Origin of the sequence: Paraburkholderia sp. BR10936 (assembly GCF_040965735.1) — a bacterium.
In the GTDB taxonomy this organism is placed as follows: Bacteria; Pseudomonadota; Gammaproteobacteria; order Burkholderiales; family Burkholderiaceae; genus Paraburkholderia; species Paraburkholderia nodosa_A.
Window position 1 is genome coordinate 65,961 of the sequence record NZ_JBFRCM010000013.1, and the last position, 21,686, is coordinate 87,646.

The 21,686-nt window shown below is 66.5% G+C and carries 22 protein-coding genes; 10 read left to right on the top strand and 12 right to left on the bottom strand.

The window, feature by feature from the left end; all coding sequences use genetic code 11:
- Nucleotides 1–71: 71 nt before the first annotated feature.
- Nucleotides 72–1,529, top strand: coding sequence for an NAD(P)-binding domain-containing protein (locus AB4Y36_RS25210; protein ID WP_368684429.1), 1,458 nt, complete (start codon nt 72–74; stop codon nt 1,527–1,529).
- Nucleotides 1,530–1,538: 9 nt separating this feature from the next.
- On the opposite strand, the gene AB4Y36_RS25215 is transcribed toward AB4Y36_RS25210, so the two are convergent.
- From AB4Y36_RS25215 to AB4Y36_RS25240, 6 genes are all read right to left on the bottom strand, one after another.
- Nucleotides 1,539–2,525, bottom strand: a complete 987-nt coding sequence (locus AB4Y36_RS25215) for an aliphatic sulfonate ABC transporter substrate-binding protein (protein WP_368684430.1) — start codon at nt 2,523–2,525, stop codon at nt 1,539–1,541.
- Nucleotides 2,526–2,601: 76 nt separating this feature from the next.
- Entirely contained in the window at nt 2,602–2,751 is a 150-nt protein-coding gene (locus tag AB4Y36_RS25220; protein WP_368684431.1) for a hypothetical protein, read from the bottom strand.
- A 22-nt stretch (nt 2,752–2,773) separates the two neighbouring features.
- Complete coding sequence (locus tag AB4Y36_RS25225; RefSeq protein WP_069266836.1) at nt 2,774–3,781, bottom strand: NrtA/SsuA/CpmA family ABC transporter substrate-binding protein; 1,008 nt, start codon at nt 3,779–3,781, stop codon at nt 2,774–2,776.
- A 34-nt stretch (nt 3,782–3,815) separates the two neighbouring features.
- Entirely contained in the window at nt 3,816–4,559 is a 744-nt protein-coding gene (locus AB4Y36_RS25230) for an ABC transporter ATP-binding protein (RefSeq protein WP_368684432.1), read from the bottom strand.
- Nucleotides 4,559–5,398, bottom strand: a complete 840-nt coding sequence (locus AB4Y36_RS25235) for an ABC transporter permease subunit (protein ID WP_342950090.1) — start codon at nt 5,396–5,398, stop codon at nt 4,559–4,561. Before AB4Y36_RS25235 ends, AB4Y36_RS25230 begins: the two co-directional genes overlap by 1 nt.
- A gap of 44 nt (nt 5,399–5,442) precedes the next feature.
- Nucleotides 5,443–6,372: an ABC transporter substrate-binding protein gene (locus AB4Y36_RS25240; protein WP_069266833.1), complete on the bottom strand. Its 930-nt coding sequence runs from the start codon at nt 6,370–6,372 to the stop codon at nt 5,443–5,445.
- Between the two features lie 168 nt (nt 6,373–6,540).
- Here AB4Y36_RS25240 and AB4Y36_RS25245 point away from each other — a divergent pair, with 168 nt between their 5' ends.
- Complete coding sequence (locus AB4Y36_RS25245) at nt 6,541–7,452, top strand: LysR family transcriptional regulator (protein ID WP_069266832.1); 912 nt, start codon at nt 6,541–6,543, stop codon at nt 7,450–7,452.
- Between the two features lie 60 nt (nt 7,453–7,512).
- On the opposite strand, the gene AB4Y36_RS25250 is transcribed toward AB4Y36_RS25245, so the two are convergent.
- From AB4Y36_RS25250 to AB4Y36_RS25275, 6 genes are all read right to left on the bottom strand, one after another.
- Entirely contained in the window at nt 7,513–8,163 is a 651-nt protein-coding gene (locus AB4Y36_RS25250) for a peroxidase-related enzyme (protein ID WP_083245434.1), read from the bottom strand.
- A gap of 64 nt (nt 8,164–8,227) precedes the next feature.
- On the bottom strand, nt 8,228–9,439 hold the full coding sequence (locus AB4Y36_RS25255) for an acyl-CoA dehydrogenase family protein (RefSeq protein ID WP_368619487.1): 1,212 nt from the start codon (nt 9,437–9,439) through the stop codon (nt 8,228–8,230).
- Nucleotides 9,440–9,749: 310 nt separating this feature from the next.
- On the bottom strand, nt 9,750–10,961 hold the full coding sequence (locus tag AB4Y36_RS25260; RefSeq protein WP_368684433.1) for a cytochrome c: 1,212 nt from the start codon (nt 10,959–10,961) through the stop codon (nt 9,750–9,752).
- A 41-nt stretch (nt 10,962–11,002) separates the two neighbouring features.
- Nucleotides 11,003–11,815 carry an ABC transporter ATP-binding protein gene (locus AB4Y36_RS25265; RefSeq protein WP_342950085.1) on the bottom strand — a complete coding sequence of 271 codons (813 nt, stop codon included), beginning with the start codon at nt 11,813–11,815 and terminating at the stop codon, nt 11,003–11,005.
- Nucleotides 11,809–12,909 (bottom strand): ABC transporter permease, encoded by a 1,101-nt coding sequence (locus AB4Y36_RS25270; protein WP_368684434.1) that lies wholly within the window; start codon nt 12,907–12,909, stop codon nt 11,809–11,811. Before AB4Y36_RS25270 ends, AB4Y36_RS25265 begins: the two co-directional genes overlap by 7 nt.
- A 4-nt stretch (nt 12,910–12,913) precedes the next feature.
- Nucleotides 12,914–13,951, bottom strand: coding sequence for an ABC transporter substrate-binding protein (locus AB4Y36_RS25275; protein ID WP_069266828.1), 1,038 nt, complete (start codon nt 13,949–13,951; stop codon nt 12,914–12,916).
- 381 nt (nt 13,952–14,332) lie between these two features.
- On the opposite strand from AB4Y36_RS25275, the gene AB4Y36_RS25280 reads away from it, so the two are divergent.
- From AB4Y36_RS25280 to groL, 8 genes are all read left to right on the top strand, one after another.
- Nucleotides 14,333–14,551, top strand: a complete 219-nt coding sequence (locus AB4Y36_RS25280; protein WP_069266827.1) for a hypothetical protein — start codon at nt 14,333–14,335, stop codon at nt 14,549–14,551.
- Nucleotides 14,552–14,724: 173 nt separating this feature from the next.
- Nucleotides 14,725–15,192: a rhodanese-like domain-containing protein gene (locus AB4Y36_RS25285; RefSeq protein ID WP_368602073.1), complete on the top strand. Its 468-nt coding sequence runs from the start codon at nt 14,725–14,727 to the stop codon at nt 15,190–15,192.
- A gap of 47 nt (nt 15,193–15,239) precedes the next feature.
- The gene (gene epsC / locus AB4Y36_RS25290; protein WP_342950081.1) at nt 15,240–16,202 is read left to right on the top strand and encodes a serine O-acetyltransferase EpsC; all 963 of its coding nucleotides are present in this window, start codon (nt 15,240–15,242) and stop codon (nt 16,200–16,202) included.
- The gene (locus AB4Y36_RS25295; RefSeq protein WP_069266894.1) at nt 16,202–16,465 is read left to right on the top strand and encodes a helix-turn-helix domain-containing protein; all 264 of its coding nucleotides are present in this window, start codon (nt 16,202–16,204) and stop codon (nt 16,463–16,465) included. Before epsC ends, AB4Y36_RS25295 begins: the two co-directional genes overlap by 1 nt.
- A gap of 114 nt (nt 16,466–16,579) precedes the next feature.
- Nucleotides 16,580–17,512, top strand: coding sequence for a family 2A encapsulin nanocompartment shell protein (locus AB4Y36_RS25300; protein ID WP_133188073.1), 933 nt, complete (start codon nt 16,580–16,582; stop codon nt 17,510–17,512).
- Nucleotides 17,487–19,481: a family 2A encapsulin nanocompartment cargo protein cysteine desulfurase gene (locus AB4Y36_RS25305; protein WP_368684435.1), complete on the top strand. Its 1,995-nt coding sequence runs from the start codon at nt 17,487–17,489 to the stop codon at nt 19,479–19,481. The genes AB4Y36_RS25300 and AB4Y36_RS25305 overlap by 26 nt, the downstream gene beginning before the upstream one ends.
- Nucleotides 19,482–19,715: 234 nt before the next feature.
- Entirely contained in the window at nt 19,716–20,006 is a 291-nt protein-coding gene (locus tag AB4Y36_RS25310; protein WP_069266822.1) for a co-chaperone GroES, read from the top strand.
- A 26-nt stretch (nt 20,007–20,032) separates the two neighbouring features.
- Nucleotides 20,033–21,667: a chaperonin GroEL gene (groL, locus tag AB4Y36_RS25315; RefSeq protein WP_368602076.1), complete on the top strand. Its 1,635-nt coding sequence runs from the start codon at nt 20,033–20,035 to the stop codon at nt 21,665–21,667.
- The last annotated feature ends 19 nt before the right edge of the window (nt 21,668–21,686 follow it).

Sequence of the window (21,686 nt, forward strand, 5' to 3'; positions counted from 1 at the left end):
GCGAGCGCTCACCGATACTCGGATTTCCGGCGCGCGGTTGCGCCCCACGTGCCCCTTCGCAGGACATTCCCATGAGCGATCCCACACTGCACGACCGTCTAGCGCACAGCACACTGCGCCTCATCGGCCCCGATCCGGAAGATTGGGTCGTCAACCGTGACGGCATCGATCACAACGTGGTCGTCGTGGGCGGCGGCCAGAGCGGCACGGCCTTCGCGTTCGGCTTGCGGCGCGCGGGGATCGGCAAGGTCAGCGTGATCGACGGCGCGCCTGGCGCGCCGCACGCGGGTGTCTGGACCACACGCGCTCGCATGCAGCGCTTGCGCACGCCCAAGACACTGGCGGGGCCGGAAGCAGGGTTGCCCGCGCTGAGCTTCCAGGCGTGGTACGAAGCGCGTCACGGCGAGGCCGCGTACGCCGAATTCGAACGCATCGGCCGCGAGGATTGGGCCGAGTATCTTGCGTGGTATCGGGAATTCCTCGGCATCGCGGTTCGTTACGGCACGACGCTCACGCGCATCGAACCGGTTGGAACGCACTTCAGGCTACATTTCGACGTTCGTCACGGTGACGATGTCGTGCGGCGTGTGGAAACGGCGCGCAAGGTGATACTCGCAAACGGCGTGGCGGGCAATGGCAAGCCCAACGTCGCCGCGGCGCTGGCCGTGCTGCCGCGCACGCACCTCGCGCATACGTCCGATGCGATCGATTTCGCCGCATTGCGCGGCAAGTCCGTCGCGGTGGTCGGGGGCGCGGCCTCGGCGTTCGACGCGGCGGCGACGGCGCTCGAAGCGGGCGCTGCCGATGTGCACCTCTTCGTGCGTCGCGCGCTGTTGCCAAGCCTTCCTGTGACGCGCGCCCGTGCGTATCCTGGCGCGTACGACAACTATCCCGCGCTGCCCGACGCGCTGCGCTGGCGCCTGGCACTGCGCTTTCGTCGCGCGGGATCGACGCCGCCCGCCGACGCCGTCTCACGCGCCACGCGCTTCCCGAACTTCCATCTGCATCTGGACGCCGTGTGGCAGCGCGCGACGGTGGAGGGCACGCGCGTAGCGGCGCGGGTGAACGACGCGACGTTCGCATTCGATTTCGCGATTGCCGGAACCGGTTACGCCGTCGACCTGCACGCGCGGCCCGAGCTTGCCGACCTGGCCGATCACGTGCTGCTCTGGCGCGATCATTACACGCCGGCGCCGCACGAGCAGGACGAGGCGCTCGGCGCGCATCCTTACCTCGGCGCGGCGCTCGAATACCTGGAGAAGACGCCGGGCACGGCACCGTTCCTGCGCAATGTTCACGTCTTCAATCCGGCCGCGTTCGTGAGCCGCGGGCTGCCCGTGGGCGACGTGCCGAGCATGAAGCGCGATATCCCCGCCGTGATCCGGCGCATCAGCGAGGATCTGTTTCTCGACGATATCGAGGCGCATGAGGCGCGGATGAGCGCCGTGGTGGCCGCTGATTTCGAGCCGTCGCTGTATGTGGACAGCGTGTACAGTGAAGAGCGCGTCGAGCCGGCGCCGTCGCGATAACGGAGCGGCTTACACGCCGATCGCAATCGCACGCTTTTGCGCGAAGTCCCAGCGCTCGGCGTGCGCCGTCTCCACCGGGGCCGGCAGCAGATGCGCGTTGAAGAACGTATCGGCGATTTTCTGCTGCTCGCCGAAAACCGGGGCGCTGACCTCGCGCACGAGATAGCTTCGGCGTGCGTTGGCGCGCTCGATGGTGGGCGCATCGAGCCCCCAGACCGGCGCGAGCAGCCGCGCGGCGTCTTGCGGCGCGCTGCGCACCCATTGGCCGGCGTCGCGCAACTGCGCATAGACCACGGCGATCACGTCGGGCCGCGCCTGCGCGAAACGCGTGGAGGCGAGATAGTAGCGCTGGTAGGTGGCGAGCCCCTTGCCGTCGGCGAGCACGCGCACGTCGGGCTGCTGGTCGACCGAGGCCACATAGGGGTCCCACGTCACCCACGCGTCGACGCTGCCGTTCTCGAAAGCGGCGCGCCCGTCTGCAGGCGTGAGGTAGTGGATGCGCACCGCTTCGGCGGGCACGTTCGCCTGCGCGAGTGCAGCCAGTAGCAGATAGTGGCTGCCGGCCGCCTTCGTCACGGCGATGTCCTTGTCGCGCAGGTCGGCGAGCGTGCGCAGCGCACCCGCGCGCTTGACGATGATGGCCTGCGCACCGGGCGAGGGCGCTTCCTGGGCGACGTAGACGAAGCGCGCATGTGCAGCCTGCGCGAAGATCGGCACGGTGTCGGCAACATCGGCGCTGAAATCCACGGCTTGCGCATTGAGCGCTTCGGTGAGCGGCAGCCCGCTCGCGAACTCGCTCCAGCTCACGCTCACGCCGAGCGGCGCGAGCGCGGATTCGAGCTTGCCTTGCGTCTTGAGCACGGTGATCAGCGTAGACGACTTCTGATAGCCGATACGCAGCGTGGAAGCCGGTGCGGCAAAAGCGAGACCCGTGGTCGCCGCGACGCCGAGAATCGATCCATGAATGAGCAGGCGTCGGCGGGAGGGAGAGAACATGGCGGACCCAGCGGATTCAGTTGACGAATCGAAAATGCTGGATGACCTTCGCGCACAAGGCAACGAAGCGATTCTGCTAAGGATTCGCGCGGGAGCGCTTTGGCCGGGTGAGCGTGCCATATCGGCGGCGTGATTCGCCTTCGCGCAACGCGCCGAACCCGAGCGCGGCGGACAACGGCGAGACGAGCGCGATCCCGCCGGGCTGGAGGGCGGAGGTTTCAGTCATGCGCATTCCCATTCATGGCGCGTCACACCTTGACGCTGTAGTCGGCGACCTTGATGGGCGCGTTGATGATTCTGCGTTGCGCGAGCCAGTCCGCCGCGCGCTGGAACTGCGCCATGAAGGCCGCGTCGTCCGGCTCGTGAAACTGGTTCACGCGCTTCAGGCTCGTCAAATAGTCGCGCACCTGGTCCGGATACTTCGCTTCCTTCTGCACGAGCTGTTCCGAATCGGCGGCATGCGCCGACTGCCAGGCGCCTTCCACGTAATACGCGTCGAGCACGGCGCGCACCAGCTCCGAATTTTCTTCGGTGAACTTGCGACGTGTCACGAGCGAGCTGTAGTCGATGAGGAAATCGAGATCGCGCCCCTCGTTGAAAATGTCCTTCGCGTCATGCGAATAGCGCGCGATATCCACGGCGGGCGACCACATCGACCACGCATCGACTCTGCCTTGCGCAAATGCAGGCGCCGCATCGGGCGGATTCAGATAGACGAACTCGACCTTGTCGCGGTCGATATGGTGCTTCTCCAGCGCCGCGATGAGCAGGAACTCGCCGAGCCCCGAGCGGTTCACCGCGACCTTGCGCCCGGCGAGGTCGGCAACCGAGTTGATGCCGCTCGACTTCTTCACGATGATGGCCGTGGACCGCGGCGAATACACGTCGAATCCGGTGAAGACGATGGGCGAGCCGGCCAGCATGGCGGCGAGCGCGGGTGTGGTGGAGCCCCAGAAGCCGAAGTCCGCGCTACCGCCGACCACGGCCTGGATCGAGGGCGCATGGTTCGGGAACGGACCGATCCATTCGACCTTGATGTTCTTCGCGGCGAGCGTCTTCTCGAACGCGCCGCGCTGCCTGGCGATGTCGGGCAGGGCGCCGTAGCCCCAGCCAATGCGGACCGTGTCGGTGTTGCGCGTGAGCTTGCGGGGCGGCTCGGCCGCCTGCGCGGAAAGAAGAGGCGCGGCTGCGGCGCCGGCAAGCAAACCTCCCGCCGCGAGCAGAAGCTGGCGGCGAGTCAGTGAAACATCGTTCATTCGTGGTGGTTCCTTCTGTAGAGAGCGGAGCGCATCAGTGAGACCGAACGCCCAGTCCCTCGAGCAGCGTGAGCCGCAATGCCTGCGGCGTGTGGTCTTTGGTGTGAAACGAAGCCGCGATGCGCCCGGCGCGCATGACGAGTATCCGGTCCGCGAGCGCGAGCGCCTCGTCGACGTCGTGGGTCACGAGCAGCACGCCCGGCGCGTGGCGCGCGACCAGCTGCTTCACGAGTCCATGCATCTTGATGCGCGTGAGCGCGTCGAGCGCGGCGAACGGTTCATCGAGCAACAGCAGCGCGGGGTCGCGCACGAGCGCCCGCGCGAGCGCCACGCGCTGCGCCTGACCGCCGGACAGATTGCGCGGCCAGTCGTCCTCGCGGCCTGACAAACCGACTTCGGCCAGTGCCCGGGTGGCGCCGGTGCGCCCGACGCTCGACTCGTGGCCGAGCGCGACGTTCTCCCACAAAGTGGCCCAGGGCAGCAGACGATGCTCCTGAAACACCACGGAGGGCCGCTCTGGCGCGCGAATTTGCCCGGCATCCGGTTTGTCGAGCCCTGCGAGCGCTCGCAGCAGCGTGGTCTTGCCGCAGCCGCTTTCGCCGAGCAGCGCGACGAATTCGCCCTTGCGGATATCGAGGTCGAGTGCGTCGATGACGACGCGCTCGCCATAACGGCGTTGCAGGCCGCGCACCGATACAGCGGACGGTGCCGCGGCGGCTTCGTTTGCGGCGCGAGGCGCGCCATTCGGAGGAAGGGACAACGCGACGATGGAGCTCATTATTTCGCTCCCTTCGCATAGTTCGCGTGCCACGAGAGGAAGCGCGCTTCGAGCGAGCGAACCAGCGCGTCCGCGGCAACGCCGATGATCGCGTAAATAATCATGGTCAACAGGATGACGTTGGTTTGCAGGAATTCGCGGGCGTCCATGGCGAGAAAGCCGATGCCCTTGGTCGTCGCGAGCGTTTCGGCGATCACGAGGGCGAGCCACGCATGCGCCAGCGCGTAACGCACGCCGGTGAGGATCGAAGGCATGGCGCCAGGCAGGATGATCCGGCGCACCACGGCCGGCCAGTTCAACCCGATCACCTTGGCCAGTTCCATCAGCTTGGGATCGATCTGACGAATGCCGAGCATCGTGTTGATGTAGACGGGAAACAGCACGGCGAGCGCGACCAGAAAAATCTTCGCGACTTCGCCCACGCCGAACCACACGATGACGAGCGGCAGCATCGCGAGAAAGGGAATCGCGCGGACCATCTGGATCGACCGGTCGATGAGCGCCTGCGCGAGCCGGGAAAAACCCACCAGTACGCCAAGCACGAGGCCGATCGTGCCGCCGATCAGAAGTCCTGTTACGGCACGCAGCAGCGAGACGCCGAGGTGCACGAACAGGTCGCCGTTGCGGGCAAGATCCCACGCCGTCGCGGCGACGCTGCTCGGCGCCGGCAGCACTTGCGGCGCGATCCAGCCCACGCGCGCCGCGAGTTCCCAGACCACGACGATCAGCGCGGGGATCGCCCACGAGAGCCAGAAATAAAAGCGACCCGTCGAAAGCCGCGAGCCGCCGGCGCGCGAAGGCGGTCCATAGCGGTTTGAAGAGGAGGTGACGTCTGCCATGGCGGTTCCGTAATTGCGGTGAAGTCCGGGCGATGGACGTCCGTTCAGGGAGCGGTCGACGAGAACTGTTTGTCGAAGCTCGGCGCAACGTCGAGGCGTGTTTTGATGACGTCCGCACGCAGGTAGAGATCGGCGGTGCGCTGCTGCTCGGCGATCACGCCATTGTCGATCGGCACGGGATGCAGTTGCGCGCGCTGATAGACGGTTTTGAGCACGTCGGCGGGCAGACCCGTCACGCGCGACTGGATCGCCGCGACTTCGTCAGGATGCGAGAGCGCCCAACGCTGGCCGGCCGCCACGCGACGCAGGAAGTCGGCGAGTTCGGCGTGCTTGTCGCGGATCGCCGTATCGGTGGCGGCCTCGAAGCTCAAGCCCGATGAAACGCCAACGCCGTTCGCGATGCTGCGCGTATGCTGGCGCGCTTCGGTGAGTGCCACGTAAGGGTCCCATGTGGACCAGGCGTCCACGCTGCCGGTGGCGAGTGCGGCCTGGGCGTCGACGGGCTGCATGTACGACAAGGTCACGTCGGTGAGCTTGAGGTTCGCATGTTCGAGCGTGGCCACGGCGAGATAGTGGCCGATCGAGCCGCGCGTGGTGGCGATGCGCTTGCCCTTGAGGTCGGCAGCGTTGCGGATCGGCGAAGCGTCGGGCACGACGATCGCGAGATCGACAGGCGTCGAGCGCGTGGCCGAAACGGCGCGGATTTTCGCACCTGCCGAGTACGCGAAGATGAGCGGGGCGTCGCCCAGGCCGCCCACGTCGATCGCGCCCGCGTTGAGCGCTTCGCCCAGCGGCTGCGCGGCGGGAAAATTGAACCATTCGATCTGGTAGGGCACGTCCTTTAGTTGGCCCGACGCTTCGAGTATGCCGCGCGTCTGGAGCTGCTGGTCGCCGACCTTGAGCGTGGCGGCGGATACAGCCAGCGGCAATGTTGCAGCAATCGCGACAAGAAAGCGGACATAAGCGCGGCGCATGAAGATTCCCTGGGTAATGCGGATAGCGAAGAGAGCACGATACGGAGCGCTCCCGTATAAGGCAAACGCATTGTTCTTCTAAGGAAATATGCAGATCGCAAATGCGCCGGCGCTTGAACGAAGCGTTGCAACGACGTTAAGCTACGCGATCAATACACCGGGACCATCATGACACTCGACGAGATCGAAGCCTTCGTCGCCGTGGTGCGCAGCGAGTCGCTGAGCCACGCGGCCGAACGGCTCGAACTGACGCAGCCCGCCGTGACTCGCCGCATCCAGAATTTCGAGGAAGCATTGGGCGTGGCGCTGCTCGATCGCAACACCAAGCCCATGCGCACGACGCCGATGGGCCGCGCCGTGTACGACCAGTGCCGCGCCATCGTGCGAGAGATCGACGCGCTGCGGCAACTCGTGAACGACGGGGCGCCGCTTGCGGGCGTGCTGCGTGTGGGAGTAGCGCAAACCGTTGCCGACATCGCGATGCTCGACGCGCTGCAATCGCTGCGTCACGCGCATCCCGGGTTGCAGGCGCGCGTATCCACGGGGTGGGGCGCACCGCTGCTGCAAAAAGTGGAGGACGGCGAACTCGACGCGGCCGTCGTGCTGTTGCCCGCGAACCGCGCGTTGTCCGAAACGCTGGTGGCGGAGTCGCTCAGCTCGCTCAAGCTCGCCGTGGTCGCGCAAAAGGGGCTGCTGAAGCGCCGCGCCTGGACGCTCGCCGAATGCCAGTCGCACGGCTGGGTGCTCAATCCGGACGGCTGCGGTTTTCGCGCCGGCCTGCAGCATGCGCTCGCTGCGCAAGGCCACGCACTCAAACTGAATTTCGAAACGCTCGGCACCGAGTTGCAACTCGGGCTCGTCGCGGACGGCGTGGGCCTCGGTGTCGTGCCGTATCCGCTCGTCGTGGCGAGCGCGCACGCCGATTTGCTGGACATCGTGCAGGTGAGCGACTTCAAGCCCGAAATCGCGGTGCGTATCGTCCGCTCACGCGCCATTGGCAAGATGGAATCCGCTATCGCGGTGCTGGCGCAAAGCGTTGCGCAAAGCTTCAAGTCGGCGAAGCTTGCACGCGCGGCGTGAGCGGCGGTAGCGCCTGCGGCGGGCGGCAGCGGCTATACGGTCCCGTCGACGGCGCGAATCTTATGAGGTCTCGCGGTCTCTTCCCGAGAAAAACTGATCGTCGGGCACGACATTGAGCGCGATCGTCAGACGGTTCGCGTAATTGAAGAAAGCGGATATTTCGAGGATCTCGACGACCGCCTCACGCGTGAAGCCGAGGTCGTGGAGCCGCTGCAAAGCGCTGTCGTCGACGAGGCCGGGTTCGCGCGTGAGTTGCTCCGCAATCCCGGCGAGCGCCGCCTCCTTCGGATCCAGCCGCACGTGATGCCATCCCTGCGCGATGCGCTGTGCGCGCACGGTGTCGCCGAGCGCAGTCGCGAGCGACTGGGTGTGGTTGAACACGCAATAGCTGCAGGTGTTCGCCGCGGAAGTGACGACTGCGATCAGTTCTCGCTCGGCGGCCGTCAGGCGGCTGCGATGCGGGTCGAACAGATGTTCGTAGAACGCCACGAGCCGCGACGCCGTGTCGGGGTTGACGGCCAGTGCGGCCAGCCAGTTTGGCACGAAGCCGTATTGGCGCCGAAATCGCTCGAAGAGCTCGGCAGCATGCGGCGGCAGCCCCGATTCTTCGGGCAGGCCAAGCCGGGAGACGGGCTCGTGTGCGATGTCGTGACCGGCAACGAAATCCGCCCGACGCGACGCGATATCGATAGTGGATGCGGCAGAAGACATAAAAGGACTCCTTATGTTTTGCGTGCGAACCGGAAATCTTCGAAGAATTGCTGAGATGCGTGCGCTATACGGTCTGGCCGAGGACGCCCAGCCATAGCTGGCCGATCAACTCGTGTGTTGCATCGGCGTTGGGCGGATGGAACGCGCCGGCGCGCACGTCGCGAAAAAGCCTTTCGAGTTCCTGCCGGCGCGAGAGCGAACCCGCGCCGCTCACCTGCAAGGCGAGATTGACCACACGCAGCGCGCCATCGACGGCGTGCTGTTTGGCCGCAAGGAGTTGCGCGAGCCACAGTTCGCCAGGTGCGTAGCCGTCCCACCAGCGCTGTGCGGTGCGCTCGAGCAGCGCCTCGATGCTCTCCAGTTCGATCGCGGCTTGCGCGACGTGGGCCTGCGTGAGCGGCTTGAACGCATACGTCTGGCCGCCCAGCGCGAGAGAGCGCCGCGATCGCGCCGCATCCAGCGCCAGGTCGAAAGCGCGCTTCGCGATGCCGTAATACACCGCGCCCAGCCCGGGCAGGACTGCGCCAAGAATGCCGTCGACGAATGGGTCATCGGGCGGCCCCGCGGGCAACACGCGGGTGACGTGCTCGGGCTGCGCAACGACGCCTTCGAGCCACGTGTCGTGACTGCTCGTCGCACGCAATCCGAGCGCGTCCCACGTGGGCTCGGTGCGATGGCCCGCCGCGTCCCGGCGAATGAAGGCGTGCACGATGCGCGGATTGGCCGGATCGCTGTCGTCGCGTCCATGCACGCCGAGCCAGTCCCATGCGGGGGCGAGCGACGTGAAGATCTTGTGGCCCTCGAAGCGCCAGGCGCCGCCGGGTAGCGGCGTCGCGCGCACTGTCGAGTCCGCGAGGCCCGCATCGTTGCCAGGCTCGCCATGGCCTGCGGCGAACACCTTGCCCGCGCCGATTTCGCGCAGAATCCAGTCGGCCGAAGGATCGCCGCGCCGCCACAGATGCAAGGCGGCGCCTGCCCAGTAGAGATGCATATTGAGTGCGAGCGCCGTGGCGGGCGCCCGGGAGGCGAGCCTGATCTGCTCGCGCAATAGCGCCGGCAGCGTGAAACCAAGGCCGCCGAACTGGCGCGGCACGCTTGCACGCAGGAAGCCTGATGCGTGGAGGTCAGCCAGATCCTCTGCGAAGAACGCGTTCTCGCGGTCGTACTGCGCTGCGCGGCCACCGATGCGCTCCAGCAGTGATTCGGTGAGCAGTGGCGACCCCGCTTGCGGGGTAAGTGATGATTGCGGCGCTCGATGTTCCAGTACGGTACTCAAGACGTTACCTCCTGCATGGGGCGCGAGCGCGGGTCACGTCACCGTGTGGCGGAAGTGGCCGCGGCCGCAGCGATCCAGATACGGTTGAGAGGTCGCGCTTCAAGACTGCGGGAGCGCGCGGGCGGTGCAATCCGCTCGTTGCCCATTATGGTTTGGGATGCAAACCGTGGCCAATATCAAATCGAGATTTACATATCGAAGGCAGATAATAGGGATGCCGAATCATATGCGTTATCTTCCCGATTCGTTCGATGCGGCGGAAGGCGCGCGATGAATGTGCGCGATGAAGGTGCGTTTTTCCGTGCCGCGATCAATGCACGTAGCCACCCTTAACGTACCGCACTGGCTCCGCGTCAATGCGTAGCAGTAGCGAAGTGAGCGGATCGGACCGCCCGCGGCTCACGCGCCCGCCGCGCCCCCCGCGTTCGCCGCCCGCATCGGCGGCTGTGCAGAGCAGCGCCGCGTTGGCCCATGCGGGGTCGCCCGGTTTCGCCTCGGCGCGCAGCCAGCCGTCGCGGTCAGCGATCAGTTGCGAGCCCGCGAAGGCTTGCGCATTCACGCCCGCTATGCCCGCGAACGCAGTCCACGCTCCGGGCGAGACGGCCACGCACGAGGCGTCGCCATTCGCTGCCCAACGCGCGGCTTCGGACGGCGCGGGCAACGCGCCGTCGCGGAACAGCAGCAGCGTTTGCCAGCGCGGATCTTCGAGCGGAGGCGCGCGCCCGTCGACGGCCACGGCCCGAACTCGCTGCCCTGCGCGCCAACTCGCCAGCGGCACGGCCGGCGCGTCGCCGCAGCGCACGTCTAGTGCAGGCAGGGCCACAGGCACGGGCCAGCCTTCGCCGTCCTGCGCGCCGCCGCCCGCGGCCAGCACCTTCAGGTAATCGAGAATGGCCCACGTCTGCGCATCGGACAGGCGTCCTTCGAATCCGGGCATCGTTTGCGCGCCGTCGCGTGCGTGCATGCCATGCAGCACGCGCCAGAACAATTCCCCGTCCAGACGATGACCGAGCAGCGGGCCCACGACGGTCGGCGGCCAGTGCACGAGCGTGCCGGCGCGTGGGCCGTCGCCGCGGCCCGTGTCGCCGTGGCAGGCCGCGCACTCGCGCGCATAGTGTGCCGCGCCGAGCGCGATCGTCTCGACCGAGAAGGGCGTGGTCTGGAAGCTCGTGGGCACGGCGTCGGTCAGCCACAGCGAAGTGTCGGGCCACGGCGCGAACCAGGCGGCGAGTGCGGCCGCGGCGAACAGCGCGATGCGCCGCCCGCGCCAGACCAGGCCCGCGACCGCGAGCAGCAGTGCGCCGCCGGTGGCGGCGAGCGCCAGTGCGAGCTGGCGCGCGACGCCCGCATCGATCAGCAGAACCTCTACGGCGAGGCGTTTCGGCCACGGCCACGCGGGCTGGCCGTGGCTGTCGCCGGCGATGCCGAACGCGTGCGCCACACTGCCGAGTTCGACCTGCGCCGCCTGCAGCGCGCCGAGAAACGGGTTGAGCCAGGCGTTGCCGGAAAGCAGCGCGCTCATCGCCGCGCGTGGGATGAAGCGTGCCGCATCATTCGTATTCCTTACCAGCTCGCGTCGAGGCCGAGATGCTGCAAGGCTTCGCGGCGCAGCGCGGCAAACGCCGGGTCGCCGCGATGGCGCGGATAGGGCAGGTCGACATGCAGTTCGGCCGCGACGCGCGCGGGCCGCGGGCTGAACACGATCACGCGCTGGGCAAGAAAGAGCGCTTCTTCCACATCATGGGTGACGAGCAGCGCAGAGAAACGGTCGCGCTGCCAGAGATCCACGAGTTCGCTCTGCATTGCCAGACGCGTGAGCGAGTCGAGCTTGCCGAGCGGCTCGTCGAGCACGAGCAGGCGCGGATCGTTGACGAGCGCGCGGGCCAGCGCCACGCGCTGCGACATACCGCCCGAAAGCTGGTGCGGAAAGGCATCCGCGAATTCGGTGAGGCCAACGCGTTCGAGCTCGACATCCACACGCTTGCGTTCCTGCTTGATCACGCCGCGCGCCTGCAGCCCGAGCGCGACGTTCGCGCGCACGCGCCGCCATGGGTAGAGCGTCGGGTCCTGAAACACCACGACGCGCGAGGGATCGGGCCGCTCGATCGGCGCGCCGTCTTGCAGGACCCTGCCCTGCGTCGCCGGTTCGAGCCCCGCGACGAGACGCAGCAGCGTGGACTTTCCACAGCCGCTTGGGCCCAGCAGCGCGACGAATTCGCCCGGCGCGACCGAGAGCGTCACGTCGTCGAGCACCGCGAGCGGGCCCTTGGGCGTGTCGAAGCGGTGGCTCACCTGCTCGACAGTGATATGTGCGCCCCGGATCGCTGGCTCGGGCGAAATCGAGGGCGTGGCGTGCGCTACGGCGGCATTTACCATTTGACGGTTCCTTTCTGCCAGACGAGCGTGCGATCGCGCACGAGGAAGAGCAGGGTGATGAGGCCCGAGAACAGGACAGCCATCACGAGCAGCGCGGCGTACATGTTCGAGTACGACGCCCACCCCTGCGCCCATGTGAGGTACCAGCCAAGGCCGGATTTCACGCCCATCATCTCGGCTGTCACGAGCACCGTGAACGAGGCGCTCAGGCCCATGAAGAGGCCGACGAAGACCTGGGGCAGCGCAGCCGGAATGGCGACGCGCAGCACGAGGAACCGCTGGCTTGCCCCGAGCGTGCGGGCCACGTCGTAGTACGCCTTGTTCACGCTCGCGACTCCCGACCACGTGAGCACGGTCACGGGGAACGCGGTGGCGAGCGCGATCAGGAAGATCGCGGCGGAACGGCTCGACGGGAAGATATAGAACGCGAGCGGGAGCAGCGCCGTGGCGGGCACGGGGCCGAGCACGCGCATGACGGGGTGCACCCAGTAGCCCACGGCGCGCGACCAGCCGATCGACACGCCGATGAGGAATCCGGCCACGCCGCCGTAGAGAAAGCCTACGGCGAGCAGGCCGATCGAATGGACCACGCAATCGGCGAGCCGCGCCCAGTCGTCGCGATAGACCTCGACGAGCGCCTGCGGCGGCGCGAAGAACGGCGTAGGCAGGAGCGCGGTCTTCGCCGTGAGGATCTCCCAGAGCGCGAACGCAACGGGCAACGCGATCAGCCATGGTCCCGCTTTTCTCAAGCCGCGCAGCGCGGGCCGCAACCGCTCGCTGCTGCGTTCGAGAGCGGGCAGTACGAGCGCGAACAGCGCGAGCCATGCCGCGATCGCCCAGGCGGCCGCGCCCAGTTCGACGGTATAGGCCCAGTCGGAAAAACCGGTGATGCGGTTCGGCCACAGGCGCGTGACGCCGCCAAACACGGCCCATGCCGCCGCCACCGCGAGCCCGGTGTACCACGCGGTTGGCTGCCCGGAAGAACGCCGGCCCCGCAGGTCGACATTCGCGAAAGGCTGGCCTGCGCCTTCGCTGGCCTCCAGTGCGTCGCTGGCGCCGGCGCGCGCCAGCGCAGGCTGTTCGAGCGCCGTCATCGCGTCACCCCAGTACGTTGGTGTAGACGGCCGCGGCGAAGCGCTGCGGGTCGGTGGTGGGCTTGAGCACGCCGGCGCGCTTGAAGTCCTCGGCGAAGTACGCGATCTCCTGCTGGAGATCGACGTTGGTCGGATGGTGATCGTAGGTGAGCGACGAATAGAGCTTTACAAGGTCATCCTCGGCGAATTTCGGCGTGTACTTCGCGAACGATTTCGCCGCTTCCCGCGGGTTCTCGCGCGAGAAGTCGGTGGCCTGGATCAGCGCACGCGCAAGCGCCGCAGCGGTCGGGCGATCGCTGCGCAGCAGCGAGCCCCGTGCGGCGATCACGCAGCAGACCTTGTGCGCGTATTCGTCGGATAGATTGCTGGCGAGATGCGTGTATGCGCCCGGACGTTGCCGTTCCAGCAGATAGAGATTCGGGTCGCCGTCGGCGATGGCCTGGATCTCGCCCTTTTGCACGGCGACATCGAGCAGGTCCGCGGGATACTGGCGCCAGCTCACGTCGCGGTCCGGGTCGATGCCGTGCTTGAGCAGCAGGATGGCGAAGAAGTTCTTGCCCGGAGAGGCGAGGTCGCTCACCCCCACGGTTTTGCCTTTGAGCGCGGCGAGCGACGTCACGCCGGCCGCGCTCGAGCCGATCAGGCGCACGCATCCGCCGTGCACGCTGCTGATGATCTTCACATCGAACCCTGCCTCCAACGGTTTGAGCCAGCGGTGGATCATGCCGACCGCAGCGTCGGCCTTGCCGGTGGAAAGCGTTTGCAGCAACTGGTCGTTCGAGCCGGCGTAGCTCACTAGATTGACCTTCAGTCCGTTCTTTTCGAAGAACCCCTGCTCCTGCGCGACGGCGACGGGCGTGAGGCAAAAGCCGTTCGGCGCCCACGCGAAGGTGAACGGCTTGAGCGCCGGCGCCGACCATGCCTTGCGGCCGAGTGTCAGAACCGGCGCGCTCAGCGCGGTCGCGCCGGCGGCGCGCAGCCATTTGCGGCGTTGCCCGTTCGGGGCGGGCGGGGTGAGGCTGGAACCGTGCAATGCGGCCATGAATCGGTCTCCGTGCGGATCGAAGTGAAGAGGCGCTTGAGGTGAGTGCGGTCTGCATACGTGCGCGCGCGTCGCCATGAATCGAATCGTATGTAAACCTAATTAAATGGCGTAAGTATTGGAAAGCGACGTCGAATGTCAGCGTAATGCCGAATCTGGTTTGCCGCGAAATAATGAATTGCGCAAACCATATGCTGTCGTTTGTCATCGGACGTTCCAGCGTGAATATTCCCGCCCATGCAGGCAAAGTGCACCGTGATGACGAAGTGATGCCCGTGCTGATTTGCTAACGCCAAAGCCTTCTTTGCCGTCGTGCGCTTCTTGCACCAGGATGAAGTGCCGCGGGCGCTTGTGTCCGCGTTTGTCATTACGGGAGCCTTCATGCGATATAAGGGCTACGAAGTCGAAGCGTCCGCACACGCATTGCCGAGCGGACTCTACGCGGCGAACCTGACCATCGAAAACTGGTCGTCGCCGCCCGGTTCGTCGTTTACTTTCGACGCACTCGATTACTTCTTCGAGGCCGATCACGCCATTGCGTACGCCTCGCGCTGGGCGCGACTGTGGATCGACCAGCGCGGCAGGCCGGCGTCATGTTGACGAGGGCGCACGCGATCGAATTCGCACCATTGCATCTCCCACCTGTGCCCATTTGCATATCAGTTTTTATTGGTTGGAACGGCGGCGGCGCACTTGCATAGTGGAATCCTGATGGCTATAGGCGGCAGCGCTCCGAGGGTCGGGGCGCTGCCGTCTACATTAAGGAGACACTGATGACAGTGGAACTGCATGAAACGCCGCTGCACGCGGATCTGGAAGCGGCGCGCGGCGCCGCGCAGGCGGCCGGCCTGCCCTACGCGGGCAGCGTGACGCCGCGGCAAGCCTGGGCGCTCCATCAGGCGGGCGAAGCGGTGCTCGTGGACGTGCGCACGGCCGAAGAGCGCAAGTTCGTTGGCCACGTGCCCGACACGTTGCATGTGGCGTGGGCCACGGGCACGAGCTTCACACGCAATCCGCGCTTCGTGCGCGAGCTCGAGGCAAAGACAGGCAAGAGCGCGGCGATTGTCCTGCTGTGCCGCAGCGGCAACCGGTCGGCACAGGCCGCCGAAGCGGCGGCCAAGGCGGGTTTTACCCATGTGTTCAACGTCACCGAAGGCTTTGAAGGCGACCTGGACGAAGCCGGCCGGCGCGGGCGCCGTAATGGCTGGCGTTTTCATGACTTACCGTGGGTGCAGGATTAGAGCCTGTTCCCGACGCCCCCAACGAATAACGAAGAGAGAGAACTGGCGTGACCGTATTTCATGTGTCGGAAATCGTCGATGCGCTGCAGGGCGTGCGTCAGCAATGGCGGGAATTGCAGCGCCGCGCCCTGGAGCCGGGCGGGCGCGACCTGCCCGCGCGCGAAGCGCTGGCCGAGGTCGTCGAAACGCTCAAGGGCGTGCTGTTCCCGATGCGGCTCGGGCCGCCCGACCTGCGCCAGGAAAGCGAGAACTTCTACGTCGGCCATGCGCTCGACGCCGCGCTGCACGCACTGCTGGCGCAGGCGAGGCTCGAACTGCGCTACAAGGCGCGCCACGCCGAAACCGATCACGGCGAAATCGATGCACGCGCATTGGCTGCCGTGCGTGCGTTCTCGCAGCGCCTGCCAGTCATCCGGGGATTGCTCGACAGCGATGTACTCGCGGCGTTCAACGGCGATCCGGCCGCGGGCAGCGTCGACGAGGTGCTGCTCTGCTATCCGGGCGTGCTGGCGATGATTCACCACCGGCTCGCGCACGAACTCTACCGGCTCGGTTTGCCGCTGCTCGCGCGCATCATTTCAGAACTGGCGCATGCGGCCACCGGCATCGACATTCATCCGGGCGCGCAGATCGGCAGTGCGTTCTTCATCGATCACGGCACGGGCGTCGTGATCGGCGAAACCGCGATCATTGGCGAGCGCGTGCGTGTGTACCAGGCCGTGACGCTCGGCGCAAAACGCTTTCCCCGCGACGCGGCCGGCAATCTCGAGAAAGGGCTGCCACGTCATCCCATTGTCGAGGACGAGGTCGTCATTTATGCGGGCGCGACGATTCTCGGGCGTGTCACGCTCGGGCGCGGCGCGGTGATTGGCGGCAATGTCTGGCTGACCGAAAGCGTGCCGGCGGGGGCGCATATCACCCAGGCGATTTCCCGGCACGAAGTGCGCGCGCCGGCGCATGAACGCCCCGGCACCGCCGCGCCGGATGCCATCGCAACGGGCGCGGCATGATGAGCGCCATTGTCCATGACTTCGGCGCCACAGTGCGCCGCCTGCGCGAGGCGCAGGCCTGGTCGCAGGAGCGGCTCGCCGAACATGCGGGACTCAACCGCACCTACGTCGGCGAAATCGAGCGCGGCACGGCCATCGCTTCGATCGTCACCGTCGAAAAGCTTGCATTGGCTTTCGGCTTGGGTATCGCGGAGCTGCTTGCGGGTGGGGCCGCGGGCGCGCCGACCGCGATCTCGCTTCCCGGCAGCCCGTTGTCGCCCTGAGGCTTCCCGCACGCTGCCGTCTATAGCCGGTTGATCCGGCTCCATTGGCTCCTCATAATCAGCCGTCTTCATAAGCAAAGCAGTTTTCGTTATAAGTCACCGGAGCCCTCGTTCATGTCCTCGATTCAGAGCGGCCAGACCGCGCTTGGCGATAACGCCGCGCGGCAACTGGCGAATGCCACCAAAACCGTCCCGCAGCTTTCCACGATCACGCCGCGCTGGCTTACGCACCTGCTGCAATGGGTGCCGGTCGAAGCCGGTATTTATCGTCTGAACCGCGTTAAGGACCCCGAAGCAGTGCGTGCCGCCTGCACGGCGCGCGAGGACGAAGGCACGCTGCCCACGACATTCGTGCCTTACGAAGAGCAGCCGCGCGAGTACTTCCTCAACGCGGTGAGCACGGTGCTCGACGTACACACGCGGATTTCCGACCTCTACAGCAGCCCGCACGACCAGATCAAGGAGCAACTGCGCCTCACGATCGAAACGATCAAGGAGTTGCAGGAAAGCCAGCTCATCAACAATCCCGACTACGGCCTGCTGGCGAACGTCGAGGAAGACCAGCGCATTTTCCCGCTGACCGGCGCGCCCACGCCCGACGACCTCGACGAACTGCTCACGAAGGTCTGGAAAGAGCCCGCGTTCTTCCTTACCCATCCGCTCGCGATTGCCGCATTCGGCCGCGAATGCACGCGGCGAGGCGTGCCGCCGCCTACGGTCAGCCTGTTCGGTTCGCAGTTCCTCACGTGGCGCGGCATTCCGCTGATTCCTTCGGACAAGGTGCCGGTTGCCGACGGCAAGACCAAGATCCTGTTGCTGCGCGTGGGCGACAAGCGCCAGGGCGTGGTGGGCCTGTATCAACCGGGCGTGGCGGGCGAGCAGGGGCCGGGGCTCTCGGTGCGCTTCATGGGCATCAACAACCAGGCGATCGCGTCGTATCTGATCTCGCTGTACTGCTCGCTGGCGGTGCATTCGCCGGATGCGCTGGCTGTGCTCGATGACGTGGAAATCGGCAAGTACCATGACTACCCTGACACCTACCGCTAACCCAACGGAGATCGCGCATCCGCCGTTGCCGGGCGGACTGCCGGATCCCGCCACGCTCGCGCGGCTCGCCAACGAGTTCTTCAGCACGTTGCCGGGCGGCGCAGGCGCGCCCGGCGTCGCGGCAGGTAGCGGCGCGGTAGGCGGCGTGCCGTCCGCCTTGCCCGCGGCCGCGCCGATACTTGCCTCGGTCAGCAATCCGGCGCCGGCGGGCTCACCGCTCGCGGGTCCGGGCGGCACCGGCACGGGCGTGCCGGGCTTCGCGCCGCCGCAAGGCAAGGCACCGGGGTTGAATCTCGCGCCTTCCGCGCCCACGCACGTGCTTTCGCTCGGCAATCGCGTACCCGCGCTCGCGCCGCACGCGGCGGCGGCGAACGGACTGCCCGACAACGCGGTGACGGTCGCACCGGCGCTGGAGCCGCGCGCGGGCGGCTCGCTGCTTGGCGTGCCACAGGCTTACACGGTGGCCGAGCCGTCCGAGCCAGTGCGAGCCACGACGAGCGAGCGTTCGCCGTTCTACTTCACGGAAACGGCGGGCAACGGCTGGCGCGATACGGCGCGCGATATCGAGGTGCCGGTGCACGGGCTCGCCTCTCCCGAAGCGTTCGGCTTGCCGGGCGACGATGCGCTGCGTGGCCTGCTGACCCTCGATCATCGGGACTACGATGCAAACGGCGGCCCCGCGCGATACTTTCTCGACGAACGGGCGGCGGCGCCAGGCGTGAGCCAGGGGGTGCCGTTGCGCGGCGCGCATCCGCCTTTCGATGTCAATGCGGTGCGCCGCGACTTCCCGATCCTCCAGGAGCGCGTGAACGGTAAGCCGTTGGTGTGGTTCGACAACGCCGCGACGACGCACAAGCCGCAGGCCGTGATCGATCGCCTCGCGTACTTCTACGCGCACGAGAACTCGAACATTCACCGCGCGGCGCACACGCTCGCGGCGAGAGCGACCGACGCGTACGAACATGCCCGCAAGACGGTGCAGCGCTTCATCAATGCATCGTCGCCCGAAGAGATCGTCTTCGTGCGCGGCACGACCGAGGCGATCAACCTGATCGCGAAGACTTGGGGCGTGCAGAACGTGGGCGAGGGCGACGAGATCATCGTCTCGCATCTCGAGCACCACGCGAACATCGTCCCGTGGCAGCAGCTCGCCGCGCTCAAGGGCGCCAGGCTGCGCGTCATTCCGGTCGACGATTCGGGCCAGGTGCTGCTGGACGAGTACCGCAAACTGCTCAACGACCGCACGAAGATCGTCTCGGTCACGCAGGTGTCGAACGCGCTGGGCACGGTCGTGCCCGTGGACGAGATTGTGGAGCTTGCGCATCGTGCGGGCGCGAAGGCGCTGGTCGACGGCGCGCAGTCGATTTCGCACATGCGGGTGGACGTGCAGGCGCTCGATGCGGACTTCTTCGTGTTCTCGGGCCACAAGATCTATGGGCCGACCGGCATCGGCGTGGTGTACGGCAAGCGCGAGGTGCTGGAAAACATGCCGCCATGGCAGGGCGGCGGCAACATGATCCAGGACGTGACGTTCGAGCGGACGGTGTTCCAGCCGCCGCCGTCGCGCTTCGAAGCGGGCACCGGCAATATCGCCGATGCGGTGGGGCTGGGCGCCGCGCTGGACTATGTGAGCCGCGTCGGGATCGAAAACATCGCGCGTTACGAGCACGATCTGCTTGCCTACGCAACGAGCGTGCTCGCGCCGGTGCCGGGCGTGCGCCTCGTGGGCACGGCTCGCGACAAGGCCAGCGTGCTGTCGTTCGTGCTGAAGGGCTACAGCACCGAAGAGGTGGGGCAGGCGCTGAGCCGCGAAGGCATTGCAGTGCGCGCGGGGCATCATTGCGCCCAGCCCATTCTGCGCCGTTTCGGTCTGGAAGCCACCGTGCGGCCCTCGCTCGCGTTCTACAACACGTGCGAAGAGGTCGATGCGCTCGTGTCGGTCGTTCGCGGTCTGGCGCCGCGGCAGTAACACGACCCCGGAGCGGCGTTGCCTGACGCCGCTCCGCTTCCTCTTTTCCTCTCTCCTTTCCGTTTTCCACTTCCGCGCGATATCGATAAGCCCGTTCGTGAGATATCGATCTGCCAATCCGTTATTGGAGCGGCGCGCGCCGGCTTTCTATACTCGGTTTTCCATCAGCACTCGCACGAGGCGAGTGCCATTTTCACCGCGAATAACCGAGAGATAACCGCAAGGAAGCCACCCATGAGCCTGCGCCCACTGCACGATCGCGTGATCGTCAAACGACTCGACCAGGAAACCCGCACCGCGTCGGGCATCGTCATTCCCGATAGCGCCGCCGAAAAGCCGGACCAGGGCGAAGTGCTGGCCGTGGGACCGGGCCGCCGCGACAACGACGGCCGCCGCATTGCGCCGGACCTGAACGCGGGAGACCGCGTGCTGTTCGGCAAATACGCGGGCCAGACCGTGAAGGTCGACGGCAACGAACTCCTCGTGCTGCGCGAAGAAGACATCGTCGCAGTCGTCAATCAATAAGCGAGAACCTGAGAGAGCACGTCATCATGGCAGCCAAAGACATCGTATTCGGCGACATCGCCCGCACCAAACTCATCGAAGGCGTGAACCTGCTCGCCGACGCCGTCAAGGTCACGCTCGGCCCGAAGGGCCGCAACGTCGTGCTCGAACGCAGCTTCGGCGCGCCCGTCGTGACCAAGGACGGCGTTTCGGTCGCCAGGGAAATCGAACTGGCCGACAAGCTCCAGAACATCGGCGCGCAGGTCGTCAAGGAAGTCGCCTCGAAAACGAGCGACGCAGCGGGCGACGGCACCACGACCGCCACCGTGCTTGCGCAGGCGATCGTGCGCGAAGGGCAGAAGTACGTGGCGGCGGGGCTCAACCCGCTCGACCTGAAGCGCGGCATCGACAAGGCGGTGGTGGCCGCCGTTGAAGAACTCAGGAAGATCAGCAAGCCCACCACGACGAGCAAGGAGATTGCGCAGGTCGCGACGATTTCGGCCAACGGCGAGGAGTCGATTGGCCAGCGCATTGCCGAGGCGATCGATCGCGTGGGCAAGGAAGGCGTGATCACGGTGGAAGACGGCAAGTCGCTCGCCGACGAACTCGACGTCGTGGAGGGCTTGCAGTTCGATCGCGGCTATCTCTCGCCGTACTTCATCAACAACCCGGACAAGCAGGTCGCCGAACTCGACAATCCGTTCATCCTCCTGCACGACAAGAAGATCTCCAACATTCGCGACCTGCTGCCGCTGCTCGAACAGGTGGCGAAGGCCGGGCGCCCGCTGCTGCTGATCGCCGAGGATATCGAGGGCGAGGCGCTCGCCACGCTCGTCGTCAACAACATTCGCGGCGTGCTGAAGACGGTGGCCGTGAAAGCGCCGGGTTTCGGCGACCGCCGCAAGGCGCTGCTCGAAGACATCGCGATCCTCACGGGCGGCCAGGTGGTCGCCGAGGAAACGGGCCTCACGCTGGAGAAGGCCACGCTCCAGGAGCTGGGCCAGGCCAAGCGCATCGAGGTGGGCAAGGAAAACACCACGGTGATCGACGGCGCGGGCGAAGCCGGCGCCATCGAGGCGCGTGTGAAGCAGATTCGCGTGCAGATCGAGGAAGCGACCTCCGACTACGACCGCGAGAAGCTGCAGGAACGTGTGGCGAAGCTGGCGGGCGGCGTGGCTGTCATCAAGGTGGGCGGCGCCACCGAGATCGAAGTGAAGGAAAAGAAGGACCGCGTGGACGATGCGTTGCATGCCACGCGCGCGGCCGTGGAAGAGGGCATCGTGCCGGGTGGCGGCGTGGCGCTGATCCGCGTGCGTCAGGCGATCCTTGACCTGAAGGGCAAGAACGCCGATCAGACGGCGGGCGTGAAGATCGTGCTGCGTGCACTGGAAGAACCGCTGCGTCAGATCGTGAGCAACGCGGGCGAAGAAGCGAGCGTGGTGGCGGCGAAGGTCGCGGAAGGCACGGGCAACTTCGGTTACGACGCGGCCACGGGCGAATACGGCGATCTGGTCGAAAAGGGCGTGCTCGATCCGACCAAGGTCACGCGCACGGCGCTGCAAAACGCGGCTTCGGTGGCGGGACTCTTGCTCACGACCGATGCCACGGTGCATGAGGCTCCCAAAGCCCAGGCGGCGCAAGCGCCGGTGGGTGGCCCTGGCGGCGCCGATCTCGGCTTCTAGGCCGGTTTTGCCGGGCAAC